Genomic DNA, 21,198 nt, shown 5'->3' on the forward strand with positions numbered 1-21,198 from the left:
TCACCTGCTCCCGTCCGGCCCCATCACCAGGTCCGGCAGCGCGGTCGATATCCCCGGCACGAAGCACAGCAGCAGCACCGCGAGCATCATCAGCAGCACGAACGGCAGGGTGCCCCAGATCACCTCGCTCAAGGGGATGTCGGGTGCGACGTTGCGGATGACGAAGATGTTGAGGCCGACAGGTGGATGGATCAGCCCCATCTCCATCACGATGGTCATGACCACGCCGAACCAGATGATGTCGAAATTGGCGGCGCGGAGCGGCGGCAGGATGATCGGCGCGGTCATGAGAATAATCGAGACCGGCGGCAGGAAGAAGCCGAGCACGACGACCATGACGAGGATCGCGAACAGCAGGCCCCAGCGCGGCAGGTGCATCGCGACGACGGATTCGGCGACCGACTGCGAGATGTGCAGATAGCTCATCACGTACGAATAGAGCAGCGACATGCCGATGATCATCATCAGCATGGTCGATTCCCGGATCGTCGATTTCAAGATGGGCGCAAGGTCGCTCGGCCGCCACACGCTGTAGATCACCGCGATCAGCGCGAGCGCGAGCAGGCCGCCGAGGCCGGCGGTCTCCGACGGGGTGGCGTAACCGCCATAGAGCGCGATCATGACGCCGGTCAGCAACAGCACGAAAGGGATCACGCGCGGCAGCACGCTGAAGCGTTCGGCGAGCGTATACTCGTCGCGGGCAAGGATCGCCGCCTCCGGGCCGCCCTTCTTGTAGATCGCTTCGGCCGCCGCATATTCCTGGCGGAAGCGGATCACGGCATAGGTGCCGAACAGCGAGACCAGCAGCAGGCCCGGCCCGATGCCGGCGAGGAACAGCCGTCCCAACGATTTTTCGGCGGCGACCGCAAACAGGATCATGGTGATCGAGGGCGGCAACAAAATGCCGAGCGTGCCGCCGGCGGCGATGATGCCGGCCGCAAAGCCGCCGGAATAGCCGCGCTTTCGCATCTCGGGGATGCCGGCCGAGCCGATCGCCGAGCAGGTCGCAGGGCTCGAGCCCGCCATCGCCGCAAACAGCGCGCAGGCAAACACGTTGGCGACGCCGAGGCCGCCGGGCACGCGATGCAGCCAGGCATGCAGGGCCGAATAGAGATCCTGACCGGCGCGCGACTTGCCGATCGCAGCGCCCTTCAGGATGAAGAGCGGGATCGACAGCAGCGTGATCGAGGCCATTTCCTCGTAGACGTTCTGCGTCACCGTATCGAGGGACGCCGCTGGCATGTAGATGCCCATGAACACGACCGCGACCGCGCCGAGCGCAAACGCAATGGGCATGCCCGAGAACATCACGACCAGCGTCGCGATTCCGTAGGCGATGCCGATACCGAAAACGCTCATGGACGCTTGGCTCCCGCGAAAGGCAGCGCAAGCTGCACGAGGATCTGGACGCAGAGCAGGCTCATCCCGAGCGCCATCAGCGAATAGGGAATGGTGAGCGGCGGCGACCACATCGAGTTGGAGACCTGGCCGTCGACATAGGCCTCATGGGCCAGTGTCCAGGACTTCCAGGTGAAGAAGGCGCAGAACAGGAACGTCACGACATCGACCAGCCAGAGCCGGATCTTGTTCGCGCGCGGCGACAGCAGGCCGACGAAGGCCTCGATGCCGATATGGCCGCGGTTCTGCTGCACATAGGCGGCCGTCATGAAGGTGGCGCCGACCAGCAGGAACACGGCGGCCTCGTCCTGCCAGTAATTGGCGGCCTTGAACAAAGCGCGGCTGAGCACGCTGTAGCTCAGGATGGCGCAGGCCGCGATCAGCGCGATCGCGGCGAACACGACGATGATGGTGTTGAGGATGGCGAGACCGCGATCGATCGCTGCCGCGAGGCCGGTCCTTGCGGCAGCGTTGGTCTGGTCGTCACGATCCGGAAGCGGACCGTGGCTCATGCGGCGACGTCGGTCGCGAGCTTGAGCAGGTTGGCCGCGGTTGCGGTCTTGGCGCCGTAATCCTTCCACGCGGTGTCGCGGGCGATGTCGCGCCACTTGCCGACGGTCGCAGCATCCAGCACCGAGACTTTTGCGCCGGCCTTCTCGTAGACTTTGGCGACTTCGACGTCGTCGTCCTGCGCGCCCTTGCGGCCGAAGGCCTCGAGCTCGGTGCCGACCGTGAGCAGGACCTCCTGCTGGTTCTTCGGCAGCTTGTCGAAGATCGCCTTCGACATCATCAGCGGCTCCAGCATGAACCAGTAGGAGGCGCCCGCGCCAGAGGTCAGCGACTTCGCGACCTCTTCGAGACGGAAAGAGATCAGGCTGGTCGAGGAAGTGATGCCGGCGTCACAGGCACCGGTCTGCATCGCCGCGTAGATTTCGTTCGAGGGCACCGACAGCACCGAGGCGCCGGCGGTCTGGAGCACCATGTCCATCTCGCGCGAGCCGCCGCGCACCTTCAGACCCTTGGCGTCCTCCGGCGACACGATCGCCTTGGAGCGGCTGGCAACGCCGCCGGCCTGCCAGACCCAGGAGAGCAGGATGATGCCTTTGTCGGCGAGGAAGTCGGTCAGCGCCTTGCCGACCGGCTCCTTCTTCCAGCGCATGCCCTGGTCGTAGGTGGTGACGAGGCCCGGCATCAGGCCAATATTGGTTTCCGGCAATTCGCCGCCGGCGTAGGGCATCGGATAGAGCGAGATGTCGAGCGCGCCCTTGCGCATCGCGGAGAACTGCGCGTTGGTCTTGATCAGCGAGGAGTTCGGATAGATTTCCGCGGCGATGTCGCCGTTGCTGCGCTTGCTGACTTCGGCGGCGAACATGCGGCAGAGCCGGTCGCGGAAATCGCCTTTGTCGATGGTGCCGCCCGGGAATTGATGCGAGATCTTCAGCGTGGTCGCGGCATGCGCGGTGCCGGTGCTGAAGCGGAGAATGGCGGGTGCGGCGACGGCGGTCGCGATCAGTTGGCGGCGCGTGAACATGGTGTGATCCCCTTGAGCGGTTCTTTGGACGGTTCTTGTTGGGTGATTTGGGTGAGGTCTTGTGAGACCGGCGTTGAGGCCCATTCTAGCCGGTCTTTCAGGCGAAATTCTCTCATCTGATAGTTCGAGACCGAATGCCGCGGCAAGGGTCGGCCTTGCTGCATTGCACACTGCCGTCCATCCTGCTGCGGATGGGCGCGCCATGCGCGGACGCGATTGCGGCGAATACGTGGACGGCAGCAGCCCGCAGAAATTTATCGGTCGCGGCGTAACAACGCTGCCGGTCAATCCGTCGAGATTGAATAGCGGCGTCCGTCGCTGACAAACACCATCTCGAAGGGAAGTTGATCCATGACCATTCGTACCCGCATCGCGCTCGGCGTCTCGGCTGCCGTTCTCTCGCTTGGCCTCGCGTTCGCGCCGGCCGCTTTCGCCCAGGACAAGATGGGCAAGGACGACGGCATGATGAAGAAGGACACGATGTCCAAGGACGGCATGAAGAAAGACACCATGTCCAAGGACGACGGCATGAAGAAGGATCACATGTCGAAGGACGGGATGAAGAAGGACGACGGGATGATGAAGAAGAACTGATCTTCTCCCGGCGGCGCGTAGCGTTCGCGCCGGTAGGCGCGCGCAGATGTCCGGGGCGGTCGCGTGGACCGCCCCGGACATGGCGCTTCAGTTCAAATTCAATCGAACGTTGCTGGAGAACGTTACTTGCGCTTGGCCTTGCGAGCGGCGTAGCGGGCATCGCGCTTGGCCTTCTGATCGGCCTCCTGCTCAGCCAGTCTGGCAACCGACTCTTCCGCTTCGCGGGCGATCCGTGCAGCCTCAGCGGCTGCAGCTTCTTCCGCGAGGCGCTTCTGCTCGGCCTTTTCGGCCTCGCGCGCGGCCTTGGCCTCGGTGCGCTTGGCCGCGAGGGCCTCGCGCTCGGCGCGACGTGCCGCCACCGCCGGATCGTCCAGGCCCGGCTGCGACTTGAATTTGTTCAAAAGATTTTTGCGTGCTTCCTGCGCGGCTTTTTGCCGGTCGGAGAATCCTGGTTCCCTGAATCCACTCATCGAACGAACCTTGTCATCCTCGCTTTCAGTCCTACATAACTGCGTGTTGGTACGTCGGCTGGGCATAGCGGGCGCTGCGCGACGAGATGCGTGTACATCCACGCGCGCCGCAAAGCCATAGATATTGCAGCCGATCAGGTAGACGAAAAATCGCCACCCCCGACGATCTCTCGTAGCCCGGAAAAACTGCCGAATTGTGATGTCCCTCATAAGGGAGCACAGGGGCGGGACCTAGCGTCCGTCCCGGTACGAGACGGAGCACGGGCATGACGATCTCACGACTGAGCCTGAAGGCGCTCGCAATCGCCGTCGCGGTGGCCGCGGTGGCCGGCGCTGCGCTGCTGCTTGCCCGTCCCCAGCCGATCGACAGTGCCGTTCTGGGCGCCGATTGGGAGTGCACCCAGACCGCTTTCGTGCTCACGACCTGCGCGCCACGGGCGACCCCGGCGGTCGAAACCTCGCGCAAGGACCTGATCCGGCCGACCCGGGGTTGAACGGGCGGATTGGCCTGGGAAGACCGAACGGGATGTGACGCCACGTCGCAGAGGTGATAAAGCCGGCTCACCTCTGTGATCAGTCAGTCATGCCCGAGCCCGAATCCAAGCCCGAACCGGGCCAGAAGCCAAAATCCTCGCCAAAACCTCAATCCGGTGACAACCGCCGCGGCGCCATCGCCGGCCTGATCATCGCCATTGTAATCCTCGGCGTCGGCTGGTGGCTTGCCCGCGATCTCACCGCCGCCAGCAAGATGCAGGACTGCGTGATGTCCGGGCGTCGCAATTGCAACGTGATCGAGCCGGCCCGCTAGCAGCACTCCAGCGCGGGCCCGCGCAGCCGGAAAATTGCCGTGATCTTAAGCATTTGTAACGGGACTTAGCCTGTCAAAGCAGGTCAGTTATGTCAGCCGGCATCAGCCCAGTGCGAGACGAATCGTCTATCGCGCTGAGGACCACGGCAATCGAGAAGTAGGGGGTTAAGCACGCATGAGTGCGTCCAGCCGCATGAAGATCATCATTCCCTTGGTTTCGGCCATGTCATTGCTTGCGCTCTCGGCGCAGGCGCAGGATTCAGGGCCGCCGCGGCACGACGGCCAGCCGCCGCACGGGCAGGGCGCAGGCGCGCCGCCCCAGAACAATCAGAACATGCGCAAGGGTCCCCCGCCGCAGCAGGCTATCAGGCCCGCGCAGCAGCCCGGCGGCGGCCAGCCTCACGCCGGTCCCGGTCCTGGTCCTGGCCCCCGTGCCGTTGGCGGCCCGCCGCCCGGGCGCAATTACGCCAGGGGCCCCGCACCGGCGCGCGATTGGGGCGGACACGCCTATCGCGGCAATCTCGCCTGGGATGGCGGACGCTGGCGCCACGAAGTCCACAACGGCCGCCCCGGCTGGTGGTGGGATGTCGGCGGCGTCTGGTATTATTATCCGCAGCGGATGGAAGGCCCGCCCGCCTACATTTCGGAGGACTATTACGACGAGGAGCCGGTGGCCTATGCCCCCGGGCCGCCTCCGGTCGCCTACGCGCCGCCACCTCCACCGCCGGCTGATCCCGGCGCAAGCGCGCTTGGCGGCGCCATCGTCGGCGGGGTGCTCGGAGGTCTGCTCTCGGGCAACGCTTCGGGCGCGGCCGCAGGTGCCGTGATCGGCGGCGCCACCGGCGCGATTGCCGGCGCGACGGCGGCCTCACGTCCCGGCTACTATCTGGCCCAGGGCAATTGCTACTACCGCTATCCGAGTGGCCAGTATGTGCAGGCCGATCCGCGGGCGTGCTACTGAGCTTGCGAACCTGAGATCGAGAATGAAGAGGCGGGCGAAAGCCCGCCTCTTTTTTGTTGTGGCGCTGACGCGCCTGTTACGTTCGGCGGTGCACAACAATTGCCTCAAATTAGCGCTGGCGCGCGTTGCGGCTTCAGGCGAATCTCAAAAGAAAAAGTCGGGACAAGATTCGCGGGGACGTGGGACATGCTGGATGCAATCCAGATCAGCGTGGCGTTGTGGGCCATGATCGTTTGCGGTGGAATCAAGCTGGCGCAGGTGGCGCAGTACCTGTTTTAGCGCATGATCCGCGGGGCTAAGCCCTGCGCGCCGAGGAAAGGTTGATCGCCTCGCGCGTTACGACACGAGCCAGTTGAAGAACACCATCGTGCCCCAGACCAGGCCTGCGATCCAGGTCAGCATCGCGATGCCGATGGTCGCAAGCAGCGTGGCGCCGAACAGGTCGGGCCTTTCCCGTGGTGTCGGGACCTGCGTCTCGGCTGCTGCTTCCTGTGTCATGACCGGCTGGACCACTGATGTCTTCTCGCGCCCTTGCGAGGACTAGGCGCTGTTTAGCCGAGACGCCGGACGCAGGCTGTGACGCAATTCACATATCCGTCTGAATGACCTCGGGGCTCACCGGTTCGTGTGCGACATATCCGGATACAATCACGCCATTTACGGCCGTCAGCGGGCGATCAGCTTCAGCTGAATTGGACGCGATGACTGTGTCCGCGTTTGAGGGAAATGACACCGCAATCATACGGACGAAATTGCCATCCGTTTGTCCAGATCGGCCGGTTAGTGTGAGGCTCATGTGTACCAAGTACAATCCACAGCATGAAGCCGAGGCCGCGATGAAGCGGGCTGCAGCCTCCGAAGGCGACGACCGGCAAAGACTGATCCAGCTGGCCCTGGCCTGGCATCAGATCGCCCGCGATCGACGCGACGAGCAGGCGGATTGACCGCAAGAGAAAGCCCCGTGCTCGGGGGGACAAGCACGGGGCCCTTCAAAGCCGACCGGGGCTGGCTGGTCGGCACCACTCTGTTTCGTTGCAGTCAACATGCGGGTCGTGATCTCGTTCCCGCCACTTCAGGCATTTTGTCGTGCCGCGGTTCGTCGCGACTGGGGCGGTGCGGTTAGGAACATCCGTTCCCCGCCGACGTTGGCCGGCCATGACAGACCCCCAATTGCGCGCGCAGTCTTTCGAGATTGCCTGGAAATATCTCGATCATTCCGGGTTGCTCACGGGCGAGCATAGAGAGTCAGCCCGCTTCATCCTCGGCAGGATCGACCGGATGATGTTGCGCGGAGAGCGGCGCAGGCTCTTGTTGTCGAACGCAGCGATTGATGCGTATCGGCTCAGGCCGGTGCTCGTGGACCTGAATGCATGAGCGATCCGGTTAGGTGAAACGCGGCATTAACAAATGCGCCGCGTCGATTTTCGCGGTTACGATTCGTGCTTTGCGAACGAAGCGGAGTCGGACCGTGAACAAACGAAACGCCGGCCGGGTGGCGGGCTGATTTAGTGCCGCGCCTGAATCAATCGATCGCCAGGCACTCTTCCACGGCAGGCTTCTGGTGGCCTCGACGCGCCCACGCCTGAACGGCAAAGGCGAGTTCATGCTGGCTCGCCGCGACGTTCGCGATGGACGCCTGCGCCACCTCGATTCGTTTTGTGACCACACTGGTGTTCACGACGCCCGCATCGATTGCCAAAAACGCCATTGCGATCACGGCAACCGCGGAAGCGATAGCCATTCTCGTCCATTCGTATGGCAGCATCGACAGTCCTTATCGGGCGCACGTCGCCCGGCGCATACATAGGGGGCATATGTGCGGTTGAAAGGGCGGGGCGAGGTGATGCACGCGTTCGTGAAGTACGATTGCGACAGACGATGCAAATGTGCTTCGTGTGATGCTCTTCCAAGGAAGCGCTCGCCCACCATCGCCATCTCACGCAACGGACATCGCGCGTTAACCTCGCGCCAGTCTTTGCATTTTGGGCCCGCGTCAAAACGGCTTGATGATAGCCATGGAAGCCGAGCAGAGCTTGCTTTGATATGGATCTGTGTCGACGTGCACGTCTAGGCAGCTGGCCGGATCAGGGGGCTCGGGCAGCGGCGTGCCGCCGTACCGGATCGACTCCCGATGATAGATCGCGCGCTTCTGAGACGGCTCGTCCGGATCGAAATAAACCGGCGTGTCAGGCATCCGGTGCCGCAGGAACATGATGAGGGAAAGTCTGGGTTCCCATTCCAGCAGCGGTCCTGTGACGATCAGGCGCGGCTCCTGCCCGGCTTTGCGCTGCGTGGTCAGCCAGTTAGCGATGGCTTGTATTGTCTGTTCGGTGGACGTGTTGAAGGCCTGCCAGCTGTCGCGGCTGGCGAGAGTCTTGCGTGCGAGCAGTCCCTGATTGACGAGGAGCATAGCGATCGTGCACGCCACAGCAAAGCGCAGGGTCCTCTGCGCGGCAGGCCGATTAGGGAGATGGGATAACCGTCCGAGTACGATGGCCGCGACCAGCGAGGTCACTACGAATATTGGGTAGCCGTAGCGTATCGAGATGGCGTCGTTCTCGCCGGCATAGGTCGCCGCATGCGTGAGATAATAGATCATGAAGCGCATCGCCTCGATTGACAGGGTAGCAAGCAGCATGGCGATCAGCTCGCGGCCGTCGACCTCGAGAGTGTTCCGGGCCTTTTGTATTGCCGCGATTGCGAGCGCGACCAGCAGCGCGATCGTGATCCATGCCGTGCGGTCGTGATGCCAATGCCGCAAATAACTCTTCAGGGGCAGCGTGAGCGGGATGATGCCGTCCGTCGCGGTGGGCGTCGTTTTGACCAGAAGCAGCAGCACAACCGCGCCGCAGGGAATGCAGACCGCGCCCACGATGGCCATTCTGCGGTTGGCGAGGAGTGCGCCGCAGGTCGCGAGCAATCCACCGATCGCGATCAGGAATACCGAACTCGGCTCTTTTGTCGTGGCGTAGGTCAGCGCGGCGACGATGGCCAGCGCAAGCAGGATCGGACGCCCCTCGGTGATCCAGCGCCAACAGAAATAGATCGCGATGGTGCCGATCAGGATGCAATCGATCTCGACCGGACCGAGGCGGGGCATGATGTCCGACCATGCCGGGTGACCGAAATAGAGCGCCGAAAACAGCAGGCCGATCACAAGCCCGAAGCGCCGGTAGACCAGCGTGAACAGCATGGTTGCAGTGGCGACATAGATTGCGAACGCCGCGATGTACCAGAGACGGAAATTGTCGCCGAACAAATAGATCTGCAGCGACTTGAAGGGGTAATGGAACGGCCGGAAGCGCTCGGCTTTGCCAATCGTTGCGAACGACTGGAAATCATCCGTCTGCCGGAGATCCTCGAGAACGTCCGCAGCCGGAGCCGTTGCCGACGATCCCAGCGGGGCGATGATGTCGTGATCGTCGACGAGTGCGGGGTAAGCGCGATCGAGGAACTGGGCGAAGTGGAAGATGAGAATAACGGACAGGATGGCAGCAAACCAGGCGGGGACATTGATCAGTCGATGATGATCTGCCACGTGCACTCTGCTTCAATTTCAGATTGTGGGTGCATGGCTAATCGATGCTGACGCGGTTGGCAAATGCCGGAGGTGGGCAGCCCGATCTTTTCCCGTCAGAGGACCAATCGATAGGTTTTTGCGCGCTTGCTCCGCGGCTCTGTCGCCGGCTTGCCGGTTTTGAGCGCGAATCATACCGATGCGGGCCAGCATGGTCTGGCCGTTGCGCTCGGCGACCAGCAGCAGCGCCTCGGTCGCGCCGTCCACTCCGGCCGCTGCTGCGTCGCGGCCGGCACGGCGGAGATGTGGTTGCTGGCGATGTCTAAGGTATTTGCTGGCGATCCCGGCAGGAATCGAACCTGCAACCCTCAGAGTAGAAATCTGATGCTCTATCCAGTTGAGCTACGGGACCGTCTTGAGCCGCCCCGGTTTTGGGGGCCAGCCGTTCATCTACCATGCCAATATGAAAAATCTGGTCTTTCGCCAAGCCTGAACCGAACCGTTTTCGCACTTAAAGCGACAAAGCGGAACGGTGGGGTGTCAGGGTGCCGGGTTGAGCGGCAGCGGAGCGGACGATGGTTCACATCGCCGGGAACGCTGATCAGCTTCCGGGACACGGCCGCCGGTCGACTGGTCGGATATGGCTGCGCCATCAGGACGGCGTGCGCGGCGATATCTTGATTGGTCTCCTTTGGGCTTGCCTTGCCATGGCGAATGCGACGATTTGCACCTTTGGTTCCATCGCCTTGAGTCCGTCACCTTTCCGAGCATTTCATGCTGCCGCGGTGCTTGTCCGCGATTTCCGGGAGTCCATCCATGATCGGTCTTGTTCGCGCCGTCACACTCTGCGCCGCGCTGGTGTTCGGCCTTTCGGCCGCGCAGGCCGCCGACAAAGCCTTCAAGCGCGACGATCTCGCTGATTCCGCGATCAAGCTGGAAGCGCAGATCAAGAGCGAGGCGGGGCCGGTCGCCAAGACCAATGCAACGCTGAAAACGGACGCCGACGCCGCCTTCCGCCGCAACGACTACCGCACCGGCCTGTCGGTGCTCGGTCAGATCGCGGCAACCACGCCTGAAGATACCGGCAACTGGCTGCGGCTTGCCAAGGTGATCTTCCAGATCACGCCAAAAAGCTCGAGCGAGCAGACGTTCCTCCTGGAGCGCGCCTCGACCGCCGCCTACATCGCCTATCAGCGCGCCGGCAATCCGGGCGAGGAGGCGGATGCGCTCGCGGTGCTCGGCAAGTCGCTGTCTGAACGCAAGCTTTGGCGGCCATCGCTGGATGCGCTGCGGCTGTCGCTTGATATGCGCGAGGTCGCCGACGTCCGCGGCCAATATGAGAAGATGCGCGACGAGCACGGTTTCCGGCTGCTCGACTATACCGTGGATTCGGATTCGGCCAGCCCGCGCGCCTGCTTCCAGTTCTCGGAGGAGCTCGCCAAGCGCACCGATTTTGCGCCATACCTCGCGCTGGCGGGCCAGGACAAGCCGGCGCTGTCGGCCGAGGGCAAGCAGCTCTGCGTCGACGGGCTCAAGCACGGCGAGCGCTACAACATCAATCTGCGCGCTGGCCTGCCGTCCACGGTAAAGGAGGGCCTGCCGAAATCGGCCGAGTTCAACGTCTATGTGCGCGACCGCAAGCCGTTCGTGCGCTTCACCAGCCGCGCCTATGTGCTGCCCAGGACCGGTCAGCGCGGCATTCCCGTGGTCAGCGTCAACACGCCCGCGGTCAACATCAATGTCTTCCGGATCGGCGACCGCAATCTGATCAACACGGTCGTCGACAGCGATTTCCAGAAGACGCTGTCAAAATATCAGCTCAGCGATCTCGGCGGCGAGCGCGGCGTGAAAGTCTGGACCGGCGAGCTCGCGACCGCGATGACGCTGAACCAGGACGTCACCACCGCATTCCCGGTCGACCAGGCGCTCGGCGAACTCCAGCCCGGCGTCTACGTGATGACGGCTGCCGCCAAGGGCCCGGGCTCGGACGACGACTATCAGCTCGCCACGCAATGGTTCATCGTCTCCGATCTCGGTGTCACCGCCTATTCCGGCAATGACGGCATCCATGTGTTCGTCAACTCGCTGGCCTCGACCGATCCGGTCGGCAAAGCTGAGGTGCGGCTGGTTGCGCGCAACAACGAGATTTTGGCCACCCGCAAGACCGACGATAGCGGCCATGTCCTGTTCGAGGCGGGCCTTGCGCGCGGCGAGGGCGGTTTGTCACCGGCGATGCTGACGGTTACCGGTGAGAAGGCGGACTACGCCTTCCTCAGCCTGAGGACCTCGGCCTTCGACCTGTCCGACCGTGGCGTTGCGGGCCGCGCGGTGCCTGCTGGTGCCGACGCCTTCGTCTATGCCGAGCGCGGCGTCTACCGCTCCAGCGAGACCGTCTATCTCACCGCGCTCCTGCGCGACGGGCAGGGCAATGCCGTCACTGGCGGGCCGATGACGCTGGTGATCGAACGCCCCGACGGCGTCGAATACCGCCGCGCGGTGCTGGCTGACCAGGGCGCCGGTGGCCGCTCGCTATCCGTGCCGCTCAACTCGGCCGTCCCGACCGGGACCTGGCGGGTGCGCGCCTTCACTGATCCGAAGGGCTCGTCGGTCGGCGAGACCTCCTTCCTGGTCGAAGACTACGTCGCCGATCGGATCGAATTCGACTTGTCTGCCAAGGATAAGCTGATCAAAGCTAACGCTCCAGTGGAGCTTAAGGCGGACGGTCATTTCCTCTATGGCGCGCCCGCATCCGGCCTCCAGCTCGAAGGCGACATGCTGATCGTGCCCGCGAGCGAACGTCCGGGCTTTTCCGGATACCAGTTCGGCGTCGCCGACGAGGAGACCACCTCGAACCAGCGCACGCCGCTGGAGAATCTGCCGGAAGCCGACGCCAATGGTGTCGCCACCTTCCCGGTGACGCTGGACAAGCAGCCGGCTTCGACGCGTCCGCAGGAGGCGCAGATCTTCGTCCGCATGGTCGAGACCGGCGGCCGCGCCGTCGAGCGCAAGCTCGTGCTGCCGGTGGCACCCGCCAACGCTATGATCGGCATCAAGCCGCTCTTCGCAGACAAGAACGTCGCCGAGGGGGACAAGGCCGAGTTCGATGTCGTGTTCGTCTCGCCCGAGGGCGAGAAGCTGCGCCGCGACGGCCTGCGCTACGAGCTCCTGAAGATGGAGTCGCGTTACCAATGGTATCGCCAGAACAATTACTGGGAGTATGAGCCGGTCAAGTCGACCTCGCGCGTTTCCGACGGTGACGTGACGATTGCGGCCGACAAGCCTTCACGGATATCGCTGGCGCCGCGGCCCGGCCGCTACCGGCTCGACGTCAAGTCGAACGACGCCGACGGCCCGGTGACCTCGGTGCAGTTCGACGTCGGCTGGTATTCCGACGGCAGCGCCGACACGCCAGACCTGCTGGAGACCTCGATCGACAAACCGCAATACGCTTCCGGCGATACCATGGCCGTGTCGGTCAACGTGCGCTCGGCGGGCAAGCTCACCATCAACGTGCTCGGCGACCGCCTGCTGACCACGCAGACCATCGACGTCAAGGAAGGCACCGCGCAGGTAAAACTCCCGGTCGGCAAGGACTGGGGCACCGGCGCCTATGTGGTGGCGACGCTGCGCCGTCCGCTCGATGCAGCGGCCCAGCGCATGCCGGGTCGCGCGATAGGGCTGAAGTGGTTCGGCATCGACAAGCAGACCCGCACGTTACAAGTGAAGCTGACGCCGCCGGCGCTGATCCGGCCGAATGCGATGCTGAAGATCCCGGTCAAGCTCGACGGGCTCAATCCGGGCGAGGACGCCAAAATCGTCATCGCCGCGGTCGATGTCGGCATCCTCAACCTCACCAATTACAAGCCGCCGGCGCCGGACGATTACTATCTCGGCCAGCGCCGCCTGAGCGCGGAGATCCGCGATCTCTATGGGCAACTGATCGACGGCATGTCGGGCACGCGCGGCCAGATCAAGTCCGGCGGCGACGCCGGTGCGGCCGATCTCCAGGGCTCACCGCCTGCGCAGAAGCCGCTCGCGCTCTATTCGGGCATCGTCACGGTTGCCGCCGATGGTACAGCGGAGGTGAGTTTTGACATCCCCGAGTTCGCCGGCACCGCGCGCGTCATGGCGGTGGCGTGGACCGCGACAAAACTCGGCCGCGCCAACATTGATGTCGTGATCCGCGACCCCGTGGTGCTGACCACGACCCTGCCGCGCTTCCTGCTCAATGGCGACCACGGCACGGTCAATCTCGAGATCGACAATGTCGAGGGCCAGGCCGGCGACTACGCCATCAACGTCAGGACGGGCGGTCCGGTGAAGATGACCGGCAATCCCGCCACCACGGTGAAGCTCGCCGCCAAGCAGCGCAACTCGTTCGCGCTCGCAATCGATGCGACCGCGGCGGGGCAGGCGACGCTCGATGTCGACATCAAGGGGCCGAATGGCTTGGCGCTCGCGCGCCACTACGCGCTCGACGTCAAGGCGGCGACGCAGGTGCTGGCGCGGCGCTCGATCCGGACGCTGGCGAAAGGCGAGAGCCTGACGCTGACCTCGGACATGTTCGCCGACCTCGTGCCGGGCACCGGCAGCGTCTCGGTGTCGGCGAGCCTGTCGACCGCGCTCGATGCGGCGACGATCCTCAAAGCGCTGGATCGTTATCCCTATGGCTGCTCGGAGCAGATCACGAGCCGCGCGCTGCCGCTGCTCTATGTCAACGATCTCGCGGCCGGCGCCCATCTCGCGATGGACACCGAGGTCGACCAGCGAATCCGCGACGCCATCGAGCGGCTTTTGGCCCGTCAGGGCTCCAACGGCTCGTTCGGCCTGTGGTCGGCCGGCGGCGACGATGCCTGGCTCGACGCGTACGTGACGGACTTCCTGACCCGGGCCCGTGAAAAGGGCTTTGTGGTGCCTGACGTCCTGTTCAAGACCGCTCTGGATCGCATCCGCAACTCCGTCGTCAACGGCAACGAGCCGGAGAAGGACGGCGGCCGCGATCTCGCTTACGGCCTCTACGTGCTCGCGCGCAACGGCGCAGCTCCCATCGGCGATCTTCGCTATCTCGCCGACACCAAGCTGAACAATCTGGCAACGCCGATTGCGAAGTCGCAGCTCGCGGCGGCGCTCGCACTCGTCGGCGATCGCAACCGTGCCGAACGTGTCTACGGAGCCGCGCTCGACAGCCTCGCGCCAAAACCCGTGCTGGAGTTCGGCCGCACCGACTACGGCTCGCAGCTCCGCGATGCCGCAGCGCTCGTGTCGCTTGCGAGCGAAGGCAACGCGCCGAAGGCGACGCTGACGCAGGCTGTGACCCGGGTCGAGACCGCGCGCGGGCTGACGCCCTACACCTCGACGCAGGAGAATGCGTGGCTGGTGCTGGCCGCGCGCGCGCTCGCCAAGGAAAACCTCTCGATCGAGGTTGACGGCCAGAGCATCAAGACTGCGCTCTATCGCAGCTACAAGGCCGATACGCTGAGCGGCAAGCCGCTGAAGATCACCAACACCGGCGATGCGCCGATTCAGGCGGTGATCTCGGTGTCAGGCTCGCCGGTGACGCCGGAGCCGGCGGCATCGAACGGCTTCAAGATCGAGCGCAGCTACTTCACGCTCGACGGCAAGCCTGCCGACATCAGCAAGGTCAAGCAGAACGACCGCTTTGCCGTGGTGCTGAAGATCACCGAGGCCAAGCCCGAATACGGTCACATCATGGTGTCCGACTATCTGCCGGCTGGTTTGGAGATCGACAATCCAAAACTGGTGTCGTCGGGTGACAGCGGTACGCTCGGCTGGATCGAGGACGGCGTGGAGCCCAAGGATACCGAGTTCCGCGACGACCGCTTCACCGCGGCGGTTGATCGGGCCTCGGACTCCAAGGCGGTCTTCACCGTCGCCTATGTCGCGCGCGCGGTCTCGCCCGGCAAATACGTGCTGCCGCAGGCCTATGTCGAGGACATGTACAACCCCTCGCGCTACGGCCGGACGGGCACGGGCAATGTCGAGGTGCGGGCGGCGAAGTGAGTGATGCTGGGATGAGTGAGGTCGACAAAGACGGCTGCGGAGCAGGGCGCGGTGTTATGCGTGCCCTCTCGGCCGCCGCGCTGACGTTCATCCTCACCATCGTCGCCTTCGTCGGCTGGGTCTACTCGCTCGGCCCACTGCCGCTCGGCGAGTCGCGCGCAGTCTCCACCACAATCGTTGATCGCAACGGCAAATTGCTGCGCGCCTACGCCATGGCGGACGGGCGCTGGCGGCTGCCGGTCGAGACAAAAGCGAATGTCGATCCGACTTATTTAAAACTGCTGCTCGCCTACGAGGACCAGCGCTTCTACGCGCATAACGGCCTCGACCCGCTCGCACTGGGGCGCGCGGCGCTGCAGCTCGCCACGCGCGGCCACATCGTCTCGGGCGGCTCGACCATCAGCATGCAGCTGGCGCGGCTGATGGAGCCGCGACGGCAGCGCTCGCTCCATGCAAAGCTGCGGCAGATCGTGCGCGCGATCGAGATCGAGCGCAGCATGAGCAAGGCTGACATTCTCGACCTCTATCTCGCGCTGGCGCCTTATGGCGGCAATCTCGAAGGCATCCGCGCCGCTTCGATTGCCTATCTCGGCAAGGAGCCGAAGCGGCTCTCGCTCGCCGAAGCAGCGCTGCTGGTCGCGCTGCCGCAATCGCCGGAGACGCGCCGGCTCGACCGCTATCCCGAGACCGCGCGAAAAGCCCGCGACCGCGTGCTCGATCGCATGGTCGAGGAGCACGTGGTCGGTGCTGACGATGCGCAGCAGGCCAAGGCCGTGCCCATACCAAAACTGCGCAAGCCGATGCCGATCCTGGCGCCGCATGCTTCCGACACGGCGCTCTCGACCGTCAAAGACGCGCCAATCATCAAGCTGACGCTGGATGCGAACTTGCAGAAGGTGCTGGAGCCGTTGGCGCGCGACCGCGCCATTGCGCTGGGGCCGAACATCTCGGTCGGCATCATTGTCGTCGACAACGAGAGCGGCGACGTGCTCGCGCGTGTCGGCTCGGCGGACTATTTCGACGAGAGCCGGGCAGGGCAGGTCGACATGACCCGCGCCATCCGCTCGCCGGGCTCGACCCTGAAACCGTTCATCTATGGCCTTGCCTTCGAGGACGGTTTTGTTCATCCCGACAGCCTGATCGACGACCGCCCGGTGCGCTTCGGCTCCTATGCGCCGGAAAATTTCGACATGACCTTTCAGGGCACTGTGCCCGTGAAGAAGGCGCTGCAACTCTCGCTGAACGTGCCGGCCATCGTGCTGCTCGATCGCGTCGGCGCGAGCCGGCTGGCGTCGCGGCTACGGCAGGCCGGCGGCAATCTGGTCCTGCCCAAGGACGAGGCGCCGGGGCTTGCGATGGGCCTCGGCGGCGTCGGCGTGACGCTCCAGGACCTTGCCCAGCTCTATGCGGGCTTTGCCCGGCTCGGCACCACCAAGCCGCTGCGCGAGATCATGGCTGCCAAGGACGACCGCGAGCCGCTGCGGCTGCTGGACCAGGTCGCGGCCTGGCAGGTCGGCAATGTGCTGCTGGGCACCCCGCCGCCGGAGAACGCGGCCCACAACCGCATCGCCTTCAAGACCGGCACCTCTTACGGCTACCGCGATGCCTGGTCGGTCGGGTTTGATGGCCGCATGACCATCGGCGTCTGGGTCGGCCGGCCCGATGGCGCGCCGGTTCCGGGCCTGATCGGCCGCGTGGCCGCCGCGCCGATCCTGTTCGATGCCTTCGCCCGGACCGGCAAGACGCTGACCCCGTTGCCGAAGCCGCCGAAGGGAACCCTGGTCACCAGCAACGCGAAGTTGCCGTTGCCGCTCAAGCGGTTCCGCCCGGTCGGGGAGCTGGTGCGGACCGGCAGCGAGCAGGCGCTGCACATCCAGTTCCCGCTCAACGGCTCGCGGATCGACGTGGATCGCTCCGGCGGAGCCGAGGCCGCCGCCATGCCCGTCAAGGTCGCCGGCGGCGTGTTGCCGATGACTGTCATGGTCAATGGCACAGCCCTCGGCGAGATCGACGGACGCCGGCAGCGGCTGATCGATCCGCCCGGCCCGGGCTTTGCGAGGCTCACCGTGATCGATGCCACGGGCGCCGCGGACACAGTCGTCATTCGAATTCAATGACCTTGCCTCAAGCGGTTGTGGCGATGGCGGTTTCAGCGTAAGCGGAACCAATGGCCGAGACCTACCCGACACCCCGTTTTGGAGCGCCCCGCGAGCCGAAATCACCCGTGAATCCGGGCAGCCGACTCGTGACCATGTTCGACTTCGCCACGGCCAGCCACGCCCGCGCAGTCGCCTTCCTGCTGCTGTGTGCGCTGCTGCTGTTCCTCCCCGGCTTCTTCACGATTCCGCCCGTCGACCGCGACGAAGCTCGGTTCGCCCAGGCCACCAAGCAAATGGTCGAGAGCGGCGATTTTGTCGACATCCGCTTCCAGGAGGACGTCCGCTACAAGAAGCCGGTCGGCATCTACTGGCTGCAATCGGCGGCGGTCGAAATTGCCACGGCGCTGAAGTTGCCGAAGGCCGAGTTGCGGATCTGGGTCTACCGGCTGCCGTCGCTGATCGGTGCCATCGGCGCCGTGCTGATGACCTATTGGACCGCGCTCGGCTTCGTCACGCGACGAGCCGCGGTGCTCGCCGCGCTGCTGATGTGCGCCTCCGTGCTGCTGGGTGTCGAGGCGCGGCTCGCCAAGACCGACGCGATGCTGCTGTTCTGCGTGGTCGCTGCGATGGGCGCGATGTCGCGCGCTTATCTGTCGTGGCAGCGCGCCGAGGACGAGACGCATCCCCCGTGGATCTGGCCCGCGATCTTCTGGACTGCGCTTGCGGTCGGCATCCTGATCAAGGGCCCGCTGATCCTGATGTTCGCAGGCCTGACCATCGTCGCGCTGGCGATCCAGGACCGCGACGCCTCCTGGCTCTGGAAGCTGCGCCCGGTCTGGGGCCTGATGTGGATGCTGGTGCTGGTGCTGCCCTGGTTCATCGCGATCTTCTGGCGCGCGGGCGATGCGTTCTTCGCCGACTCCGTCGGCGGCGACATGCTGAGCAAGATCGGCGCCCAGGAATCCCACGGCGCGCCGCCCGGGCTATATCTGGCGCTGTTCTGGATCACGTTCTGGCCGGGTGCGCCGCTGGCGGCGATGGCGGCGCCTGCCGTGTGGCGGGCGCGGCGTGAGCCCGGCGCCCAATTCCTGCTGGCCTGGCTGATCCCGTCCTGGATCGTGTTCGAGGCGGTGCTGACCAAGCTGCCGCATTACGTGCTGCCGCTGTATCCGGCGATCGCGATCCTCACTGTCGGCGCGCTGGAGCGGCGCGTGCTGTCGCGCTCGTGGCTCGCGCGCGGCTCGGCCTGGTGGTTCGCGATTCCCGCGTCGGCCTCGTTCATCGCTGTGCTCGGCGCGGTGTTGCTGACGCGGCAGCCGGCTTTCGTGGCCTGGCCATTCATCGCGGCCGCGCTGATCTTCGGTCTGTTCGCCTGGTGGCTGTTCGACACCAACCACGCCGAGCGCTCGGTGCTCAACGCGCTGGTCGCAGCCTTGATGCTCGCGTTCGTGGTCTACGGCATCGTGCTGCCGTCGCTGACGCCAGTGTTTCCGAGCATCGAGGTCGCGCGCGCGTTGCGCAACGTTACCTGCGTCGGACCGAGGGCGGCTGCCGCCGGCTATCACGAGCCGAGCCTCGTCTTCCTGACGGGGACGCAGACGCTGCTCACCGACGGCTCGGGTGCTGCGGACTTCCTGAATCAGGGAAGCTGCCGCTTTGCGCTGATCGAGCAGCGCTCGGAGCGCAGCTTCGTGCAGCGCGCAGAAGCAATCGGGCTGCGCTACAAGGTCGGCGCGCGCATCGACGGCTATAATTTCTCGCAGGGACGCGCGATCTCGATCTCGATCTTCCGCTCGGAAGGCACCGAGTAAGATGTCGGCCTCGACCCATATGGAGCCGCGTCCGGGCTATCCCGCGCAATTGCTCACGGTCGCCGGGCGTGCGCTGGCGCAACTCGTGCGCTCGCCCTCGCATTCGCGCCGCGCCGAAGCCGCCCGAAAGCTGGCGCGGCATTCGCTGTGGCTGAGCGCGGCGGGCGCGGCCCTTGTCATCGTGCTGATGCTCGCGTTCGACCAGACCGAGATCCAGTTGATGCCGGCGCGGGGGACGCCGAGCCTGTGGCCGATCCTTATTCTCACTGATTTCGGCAAGGACGAGTATGTGCTTTCCGTGCTGGGGATTGTGCTGGTGAGCGTGGCGCTCGTTGCGGCCGGGCTTCGTGGCACGCGCCGCACACTGCTGCTCGGTCTCGGCACGCGGTTGCAGTACCTGTTTCTGTCTGTCGCGCTGTCGGTGTTCGTTGCCGAGATCCTGAAATATCTCATCGGCCGCGGACGGCCGTTCGTGGGCGGCAGGGCCAATCCTTTCAACTTCGTCCCGTTCGAGGGCTCGGGTGCTTACGCCAGCCTGCCGTCGGGTCATGCGGTGACGGCGTTCGCACTGGCGTTTGCGGTGTCCGCGCTGTGGCCGCGGCTGCGCGTGTTCATGTTCACTTACGCAATCGTGATCCTGCTGACGCGCCTGGTGCTGCTCGCGCATCATCCGAGCGATGTCGCGGCCGGTGCCCTGGTCGGCATGGTCGGCGCCATGGCGGTCCGTTACTGGTTTGCGGCCCGACGGCTCAGCTTTGCCATCCGTGCCGATGGCACCATTGTGCCCCTTTCGGGACAGGTCCCGGGCCGCCTCAAAAGGGTTGCCCGCGGGGCGTCCGCCCCATAAAAGCGGCTGCCTGCCGGGACCGCCGGTTCCCAAGGGGCAGGCCCATTCCAACCACGAGTCTCGATTTGTCGTCGTCCCAGCCTTCGGTTTCCATCGTCGTTCCCGTGCGCAACGAAGCCGACAACATCGCGCCGCTGATCGCCGAGATAAGTGCGGCGCTCGACGGCCGCTGGGACTACGAGATCATCTACGTCAATGACGGATCGACGGATGCGACCGGCGAGCGGCTCGCGTCCATCATGGCGCAGCGGGCCAATCTGCGTCAGCTCCGTCACGCCAGATCCGGCGGCCAGTCGGCCGCGGTGCGCAGCGGCGTGCGTGCCGCGCGCGGCGCGATCGTGGCGACGCTTGACGGCGATGGACAGAACAATCCGGCCTTCCTGCCGGACCTGATCTCGGCGGTCGAGAAGGGCGCGAATGTCGGCCTTGTCGCGGGACAACGTGTCGGACGCAAGGACACCGGCTTCAAGAAGCTCCAGTCGCGCATCGCCAACGGCGTACGCGGCGCGATCCTGAACGATGGCACGCGCGACACCGGCTGCGGCCTGAAGGCGTTCCGGCGCGACGTGTTCCTGACGATGCCCTATTTTGACGGGCTGCACCGCTTCCTGCCGGCGCTGGTTCGGCGTGAGGGATACGAGATCGCCTATGTCGACGTGATCGACCGGCCGCGCCATTCCGGCGTGTCAAACTACGGCTTCTTCGACCGGCTGTGGATCGGGATCATGGATCTCGCCGGCGTGTGGTGGCTGATCCGCCGCAAGAAGCCGACACCGGACGTGACCGAGGTGAACGCATGATCATCCAATACGGCCAGGCGCTGGGCGACTATCTGTACGACGTCTTCGTTGCCAAGTTCGATTTCTGGCTCGCGTTCGGCCTGGTCGCGCAGCTGTTCTTCACGGCGCGATTCCTGGTGCAATGGATCGCGAGCGAGCGCGCCGGCAACAGCGTGGTGCCGATGGCGTTCTGGTTCTGCTCGATGGGCGGCGGGCTGATGACGCTGGTCTACGGCGTCGTCAAGCGCGAGCCTGTCATCATCCTCGGACAGGCGCTCGCGACCATCATCTATGTCCGCAACATCATGCTGATCATCAAGAACCGCGGCCGCGCCTCGAAGACGCTGGAACGCTAAAGCGGT

Annotated in this window: 19 protein-coding genes and 1 tRNA gene; 11 read left to right on the forward strand and 9 right to left on the reverse strand. The window is 64.8% G+C overall.

Annotated elements, in window-relative coordinates; all coding sequences use genetic code 11:
* The 3 genes from IVB29_RS35675 to dctP are packed head-to-tail and all read right to left on the reverse strand — an operon-like array spanning position 1 to position 2,929.
* Positions 1-1,359: a TRAP transporter large permease gene (locus IVB29_RS35675; protein WP_247508103.1), complete on the reverse strand. Its 1,359-nt coding sequence runs from the start codon at positions 1,357-1,359 to the stop codon at positions 1-3.
* Positions 1,356-1,910: a TRAP transporter small permease gene (locus IVB29_RS35680; RefSeq protein WP_247508104.1), complete on the reverse strand. Its 555-nt coding sequence runs from the start codon at positions 1,908-1,910 to the stop codon at positions 1,356-1,358. The genes IVB29_RS35675 and IVB29_RS35680 overlap by 4 nt, the downstream gene beginning before the upstream one ends.
* Complete coding sequence (gene dctP, locus IVB29_RS35685; protein WP_247508105.1) at positions 1,907-2,929, reverse strand: TRAP transporter substrate-binding protein DctP; 1,023 nt, start codon at positions 2,927-2,929, stop codon at positions 1,907-1,909. Before dctP ends, IVB29_RS35680 begins: the two co-directional genes overlap by 4 nt.
* A gap of 351 nt (positions 2,930-3,280) precedes the next feature.
* On the opposite strand from dctP, the gene IVB29_RS35690 reads away from it, so the two are divergent.
* Entirely contained in the window at positions 3,281-3,523 is a 243-nt protein-coding gene (locus tag IVB29_RS35690) for a pentapeptide MXKDX repeat protein (RefSeq protein ID WP_129275707.1), read from the forward strand.
* Positions 3,524-3,645: 122 nt separating this feature from the next.
* Here IVB29_RS35690 and IVB29_RS35695 read toward each other — a convergent pair whose 3' ends face one another.
* The gene (locus IVB29_RS35695; protein WP_247508153.1) at positions 3,646-3,993 is read right to left on the reverse strand and encodes a DUF6481 family protein; all 348 of its coding nucleotides are present in this window, start codon (positions 3,991-3,993) and stop codon (positions 3,646-3,648) included.
* Between the two features lie 266 nt (positions 3,994-4,259).
* Between IVB29_RS35695 and IVB29_RS35700 the strand changes: the two genes are divergently transcribed.
* The 3 genes from IVB29_RS35700 (at position 4,260) to IVB29_RS35710 (ending at position 5,762) form a co-directional block, all read left to right on the forward strand.
* A complete protein-coding gene (locus IVB29_RS35700) occupies positions 4,260-4,487 on the forward strand; it encodes a hypothetical protein (RefSeq protein ID WP_247508106.1) in 228 nt (75 codons plus the stop codon).
* An 89-nt stretch (positions 4,488-4,576) separates the two neighbouring features.
* Positions 4,577-4,801 (forward strand): hypothetical protein, encoded by a 225-nt coding sequence (locus IVB29_RS35705; RefSeq protein WP_247508107.1) that lies wholly within the window; start codon positions 4,577-4,579, stop codon positions 4,799-4,801.
* A gap of 175 nt (positions 4,802-4,976) precedes the next feature.
* Complete coding sequence (locus IVB29_RS35710; RefSeq protein WP_247508108.1) at positions 4,977-5,762, forward strand: hypothetical protein; 786 nt, start codon at positions 4,977-4,979, stop codon at positions 5,760-5,762.
* A 336-nt stretch (positions 5,763-6,098) separates the two neighbouring features.
* Here IVB29_RS35710 and IVB29_RS35715 read toward each other — a convergent pair whose 3' ends face one another.
* A complete protein-coding gene (locus IVB29_RS35715; protein ID WP_247508109.1) occupies positions 6,099-6,260 on the reverse strand; it encodes a hypothetical protein in 162 nt (53 codons plus the stop codon).
* Positions 6,261-6,917: 657 nt separating this feature from the next.
* Here IVB29_RS35715 and IVB29_RS35720 point away from each other — a divergent pair.
* Positions 6,918-7,136 (forward strand): hypothetical protein, encoded by a 219-nt coding sequence (locus tag IVB29_RS35720; RefSeq protein WP_247508110.1) that lies wholly within the window; start codon positions 6,918-6,920, stop codon positions 7,134-7,136.
* Between the two features lie 148 nt (positions 7,137-7,284).
* On the opposite strand, the gene IVB29_RS35725 is transcribed toward IVB29_RS35720, so the two are convergent.
* From IVB29_RS35725 to IVB29_RS35740, 4 genes are all read right to left on the reverse strand, one after another.
* On the reverse strand, positions 7,285-7,503 hold the full coding sequence (locus tag IVB29_RS35725; RefSeq protein ID WP_247508111.1) for a hypothetical protein: 219 nt from the start codon (positions 7,501-7,503) through the stop codon (positions 7,285-7,287).
* 252 nt (positions 7,504-7,755) lie between these two features.
* Positions 7,756-9,300, reverse strand: a complete 1,545-nt coding sequence (locus IVB29_RS35730) for a hypothetical protein (RefSeq protein WP_247508112.1) — start codon at positions 9,298-9,300, stop codon at positions 7,756-7,758.
* Between the two features lie 18 nt (positions 9,301-9,318).
* Entirely contained in the window at positions 9,319-9,546 is a 228-nt protein-coding gene (locus tag IVB29_RS35735) for a hypothetical protein (RefSeq protein WP_247508113.1), read from the reverse strand.
* Between the two features lie 68 nt (positions 9,547-9,614).
* Positions 9,615-9,691 (reverse strand) — tRNA-Arg (locus IVB29_RS35740).
* A 404-nt stretch (positions 9,692-10,095) separates the two neighbouring features.
* On the opposite strand from IVB29_RS35740, the gene IVB29_RS35745 reads away from it, so the two are divergent.
* The 6 genes from IVB29_RS35745 to IVB29_RS35770 all read left to right on the forward strand — a co-directional run bounded on the left by IVB29_RS35745 (position 10,096) and on the right by IVB29_RS35770 (position 21,192).
* Positions 10,096-15,300 (forward strand): alpha-2-macroglobulin, encoded by a 5,205-nt coding sequence (locus tag IVB29_RS35745; protein ID WP_247508114.1) that lies wholly within the window; start codon positions 10,096-10,098, stop codon positions 15,298-15,300.
* An 11-nt stretch (positions 15,301-15,311) separates the two neighbouring features.
* Positions 15,312-17,417, forward strand: a complete 2,106-nt coding sequence (gene pbpC, locus IVB29_RS35750; protein ID WP_247508115.1) for a penicillin-binding protein 1C — start codon at positions 15,312-15,314, stop codon at positions 17,415-17,417.
* 50 nt (positions 17,418-17,467) lie between these two features.
* Entirely contained in the window at positions 17,468-19,210 is a 1,743-nt protein-coding gene (locus tag IVB29_RS35755; protein WP_247508116.1) for a glycosyltransferase family 39 protein, read from the forward strand.
* Position 19,211: 1 nt separating this feature from the next.
* Entirely contained in the window at positions 19,212-20,057 is an 846-nt protein-coding gene (locus IVB29_RS35760; RefSeq protein ID WP_247508117.1) for a phosphatase PAP2 family protein, read from the forward strand.
* Between the two features lie 65 nt (positions 20,058-20,122).
* Positions 20,123-20,857 (forward strand): glycosyltransferase family 2 protein, encoded by a 735-nt coding sequence (locus tag IVB29_RS35765; protein WP_247508118.1) that lies wholly within the window; start codon positions 20,123-20,125, stop codon positions 20,855-20,857.
* Positions 20,854-21,192, forward strand: a complete 339-nt coding sequence (locus IVB29_RS35770) for a lipid-A-disaccharide synthase N-terminal domain-containing protein (protein WP_247508119.1) — start codon at positions 20,854-20,856, stop codon at positions 21,190-21,192. Before IVB29_RS35765 ends, IVB29_RS35770 begins: the two co-directional genes overlap by 4 nt.
* Positions 21,193-21,198 lie beyond the last annotated feature (6 nt).

The sequence above is a fragment of the Bradyrhizobium sp. 1 genome, from assembly GCF_023073315.1.
In the GTDB taxonomy this organism is placed as follows: domain Bacteria; phylum Pseudomonadota; class Alphaproteobacteria; order Rhizobiales; family Xanthobacteraceae; genus Bradyrhizobium.

What these genes read in the sequence shown, in the direction of transcription:
- IVB29_RS35675 (WP_247508103.1), bottom strand. Translation starts at nt 1,359, where the DNA reads ATGAGCGTTTTCGGTATCGGCATCGCCTACGGAATCGCGACGCTGGTC.
- IVB29_RS35680 (WP_247508104.1), bottom strand. Translation starts at nt 1,910, where the DNA reads ATGAGCCACGGTCCGCTTCCGGATCGTGACGACCAGACCAACGCTGCC.
- dctP (WP_247508105.1), bottom strand. Translation starts at nt 2,929, where the DNA reads ATGTTCACGCGCCGCCAACTGATCGCGACCGCCGTCGCCGCACCCGCC.
- IVB29_RS35690 (WP_129275707.1), top strand. Translation starts at nt 3,281, where the DNA reads ATGACCATTCGTACCCGCATCGCGCTCGGCGTCTCGGCTGCCGTTCTC.
- IVB29_RS35695 (WP_247508153.1), bottom strand. Translation starts at nt 3,993, where the DNA reads ATGAGTGGATTCAGGGAACCAGGATTCTCCGACCGGCAAAAAGCCGCG.
- IVB29_RS35700 (WP_247508106.1), top strand. Translation starts at nt 4,260, where the DNA reads ATGACGATCTCACGACTGAGCCTGAAGGCGCTCGCAATCGCCGTCGCG.
- IVB29_RS35705 (WP_247508107.1), top strand. Translation starts at nt 4,577, where the DNA reads ATGCCCGAGCCCGAATCCAAGCCCGAACCGGGCCAGAAGCCAAAATCC.
- IVB29_RS35710 (WP_247508108.1), top strand. Translation starts at nt 4,977, where the DNA reads ATGAGTGCGTCCAGCCGCATGAAGATCATCATTCCCTTGGTTTCGGCC.
- IVB29_RS35715 (WP_247508109.1), bottom strand. Translation starts at nt 6,260, where the DNA reads ATGACACAGGAAGCAGCAGCCGAGACGCAGGTCCCGACACCACGGGAA.
- IVB29_RS35720 (WP_247508110.1), top strand. Translation starts at nt 6,918, where the DNA reads ATGACAGACCCCCAATTGCGCGCGCAGTCTTTCGAGATTGCCTGGAAA.
- IVB29_RS35725 (WP_247508111.1), bottom strand. Translation starts at nt 7,503, where the DNA reads ATGGCTATCGCTTCCGCGGTTGCCGTGATCGCAATGGCGTTTTTGGCA.
- IVB29_RS35745 (WP_247508114.1), top strand. Translation starts at nt 10,096, where the DNA reads ATGATCGGTCTTGTTCGCGCCGTCACACTCTGCGCCGCGCTGGTGTTC.
- pbpC (WP_247508115.1), top strand. Translation starts at nt 15,312, where the DNA reads ATGAGTGAGGTCGACAAAGACGGCTGCGGAGCAGGGCGCGGTGTTATG.
- IVB29_RS35755 (WP_247508116.1), top strand. Translation starts at nt 17,468, where the DNA reads ATGGCCGAGACCTACCCGACACCCCGTTTTGGAGCGCCCCGCGAGCCG.
- IVB29_RS35760 (WP_247508117.1), top strand. Translation starts at nt 19,212, where the DNA reads ATGTCGGCCTCGACCCATATGGAGCCGCGTCCGGGCTATCCCGCGCAA.
- IVB29_RS35770 (WP_247508119.1), top strand. Translation starts at nt 20,854, where the DNA reads ATGATCATCCAATACGGCCAGGCGCTGGGCGACTATCTGTACGACGTC.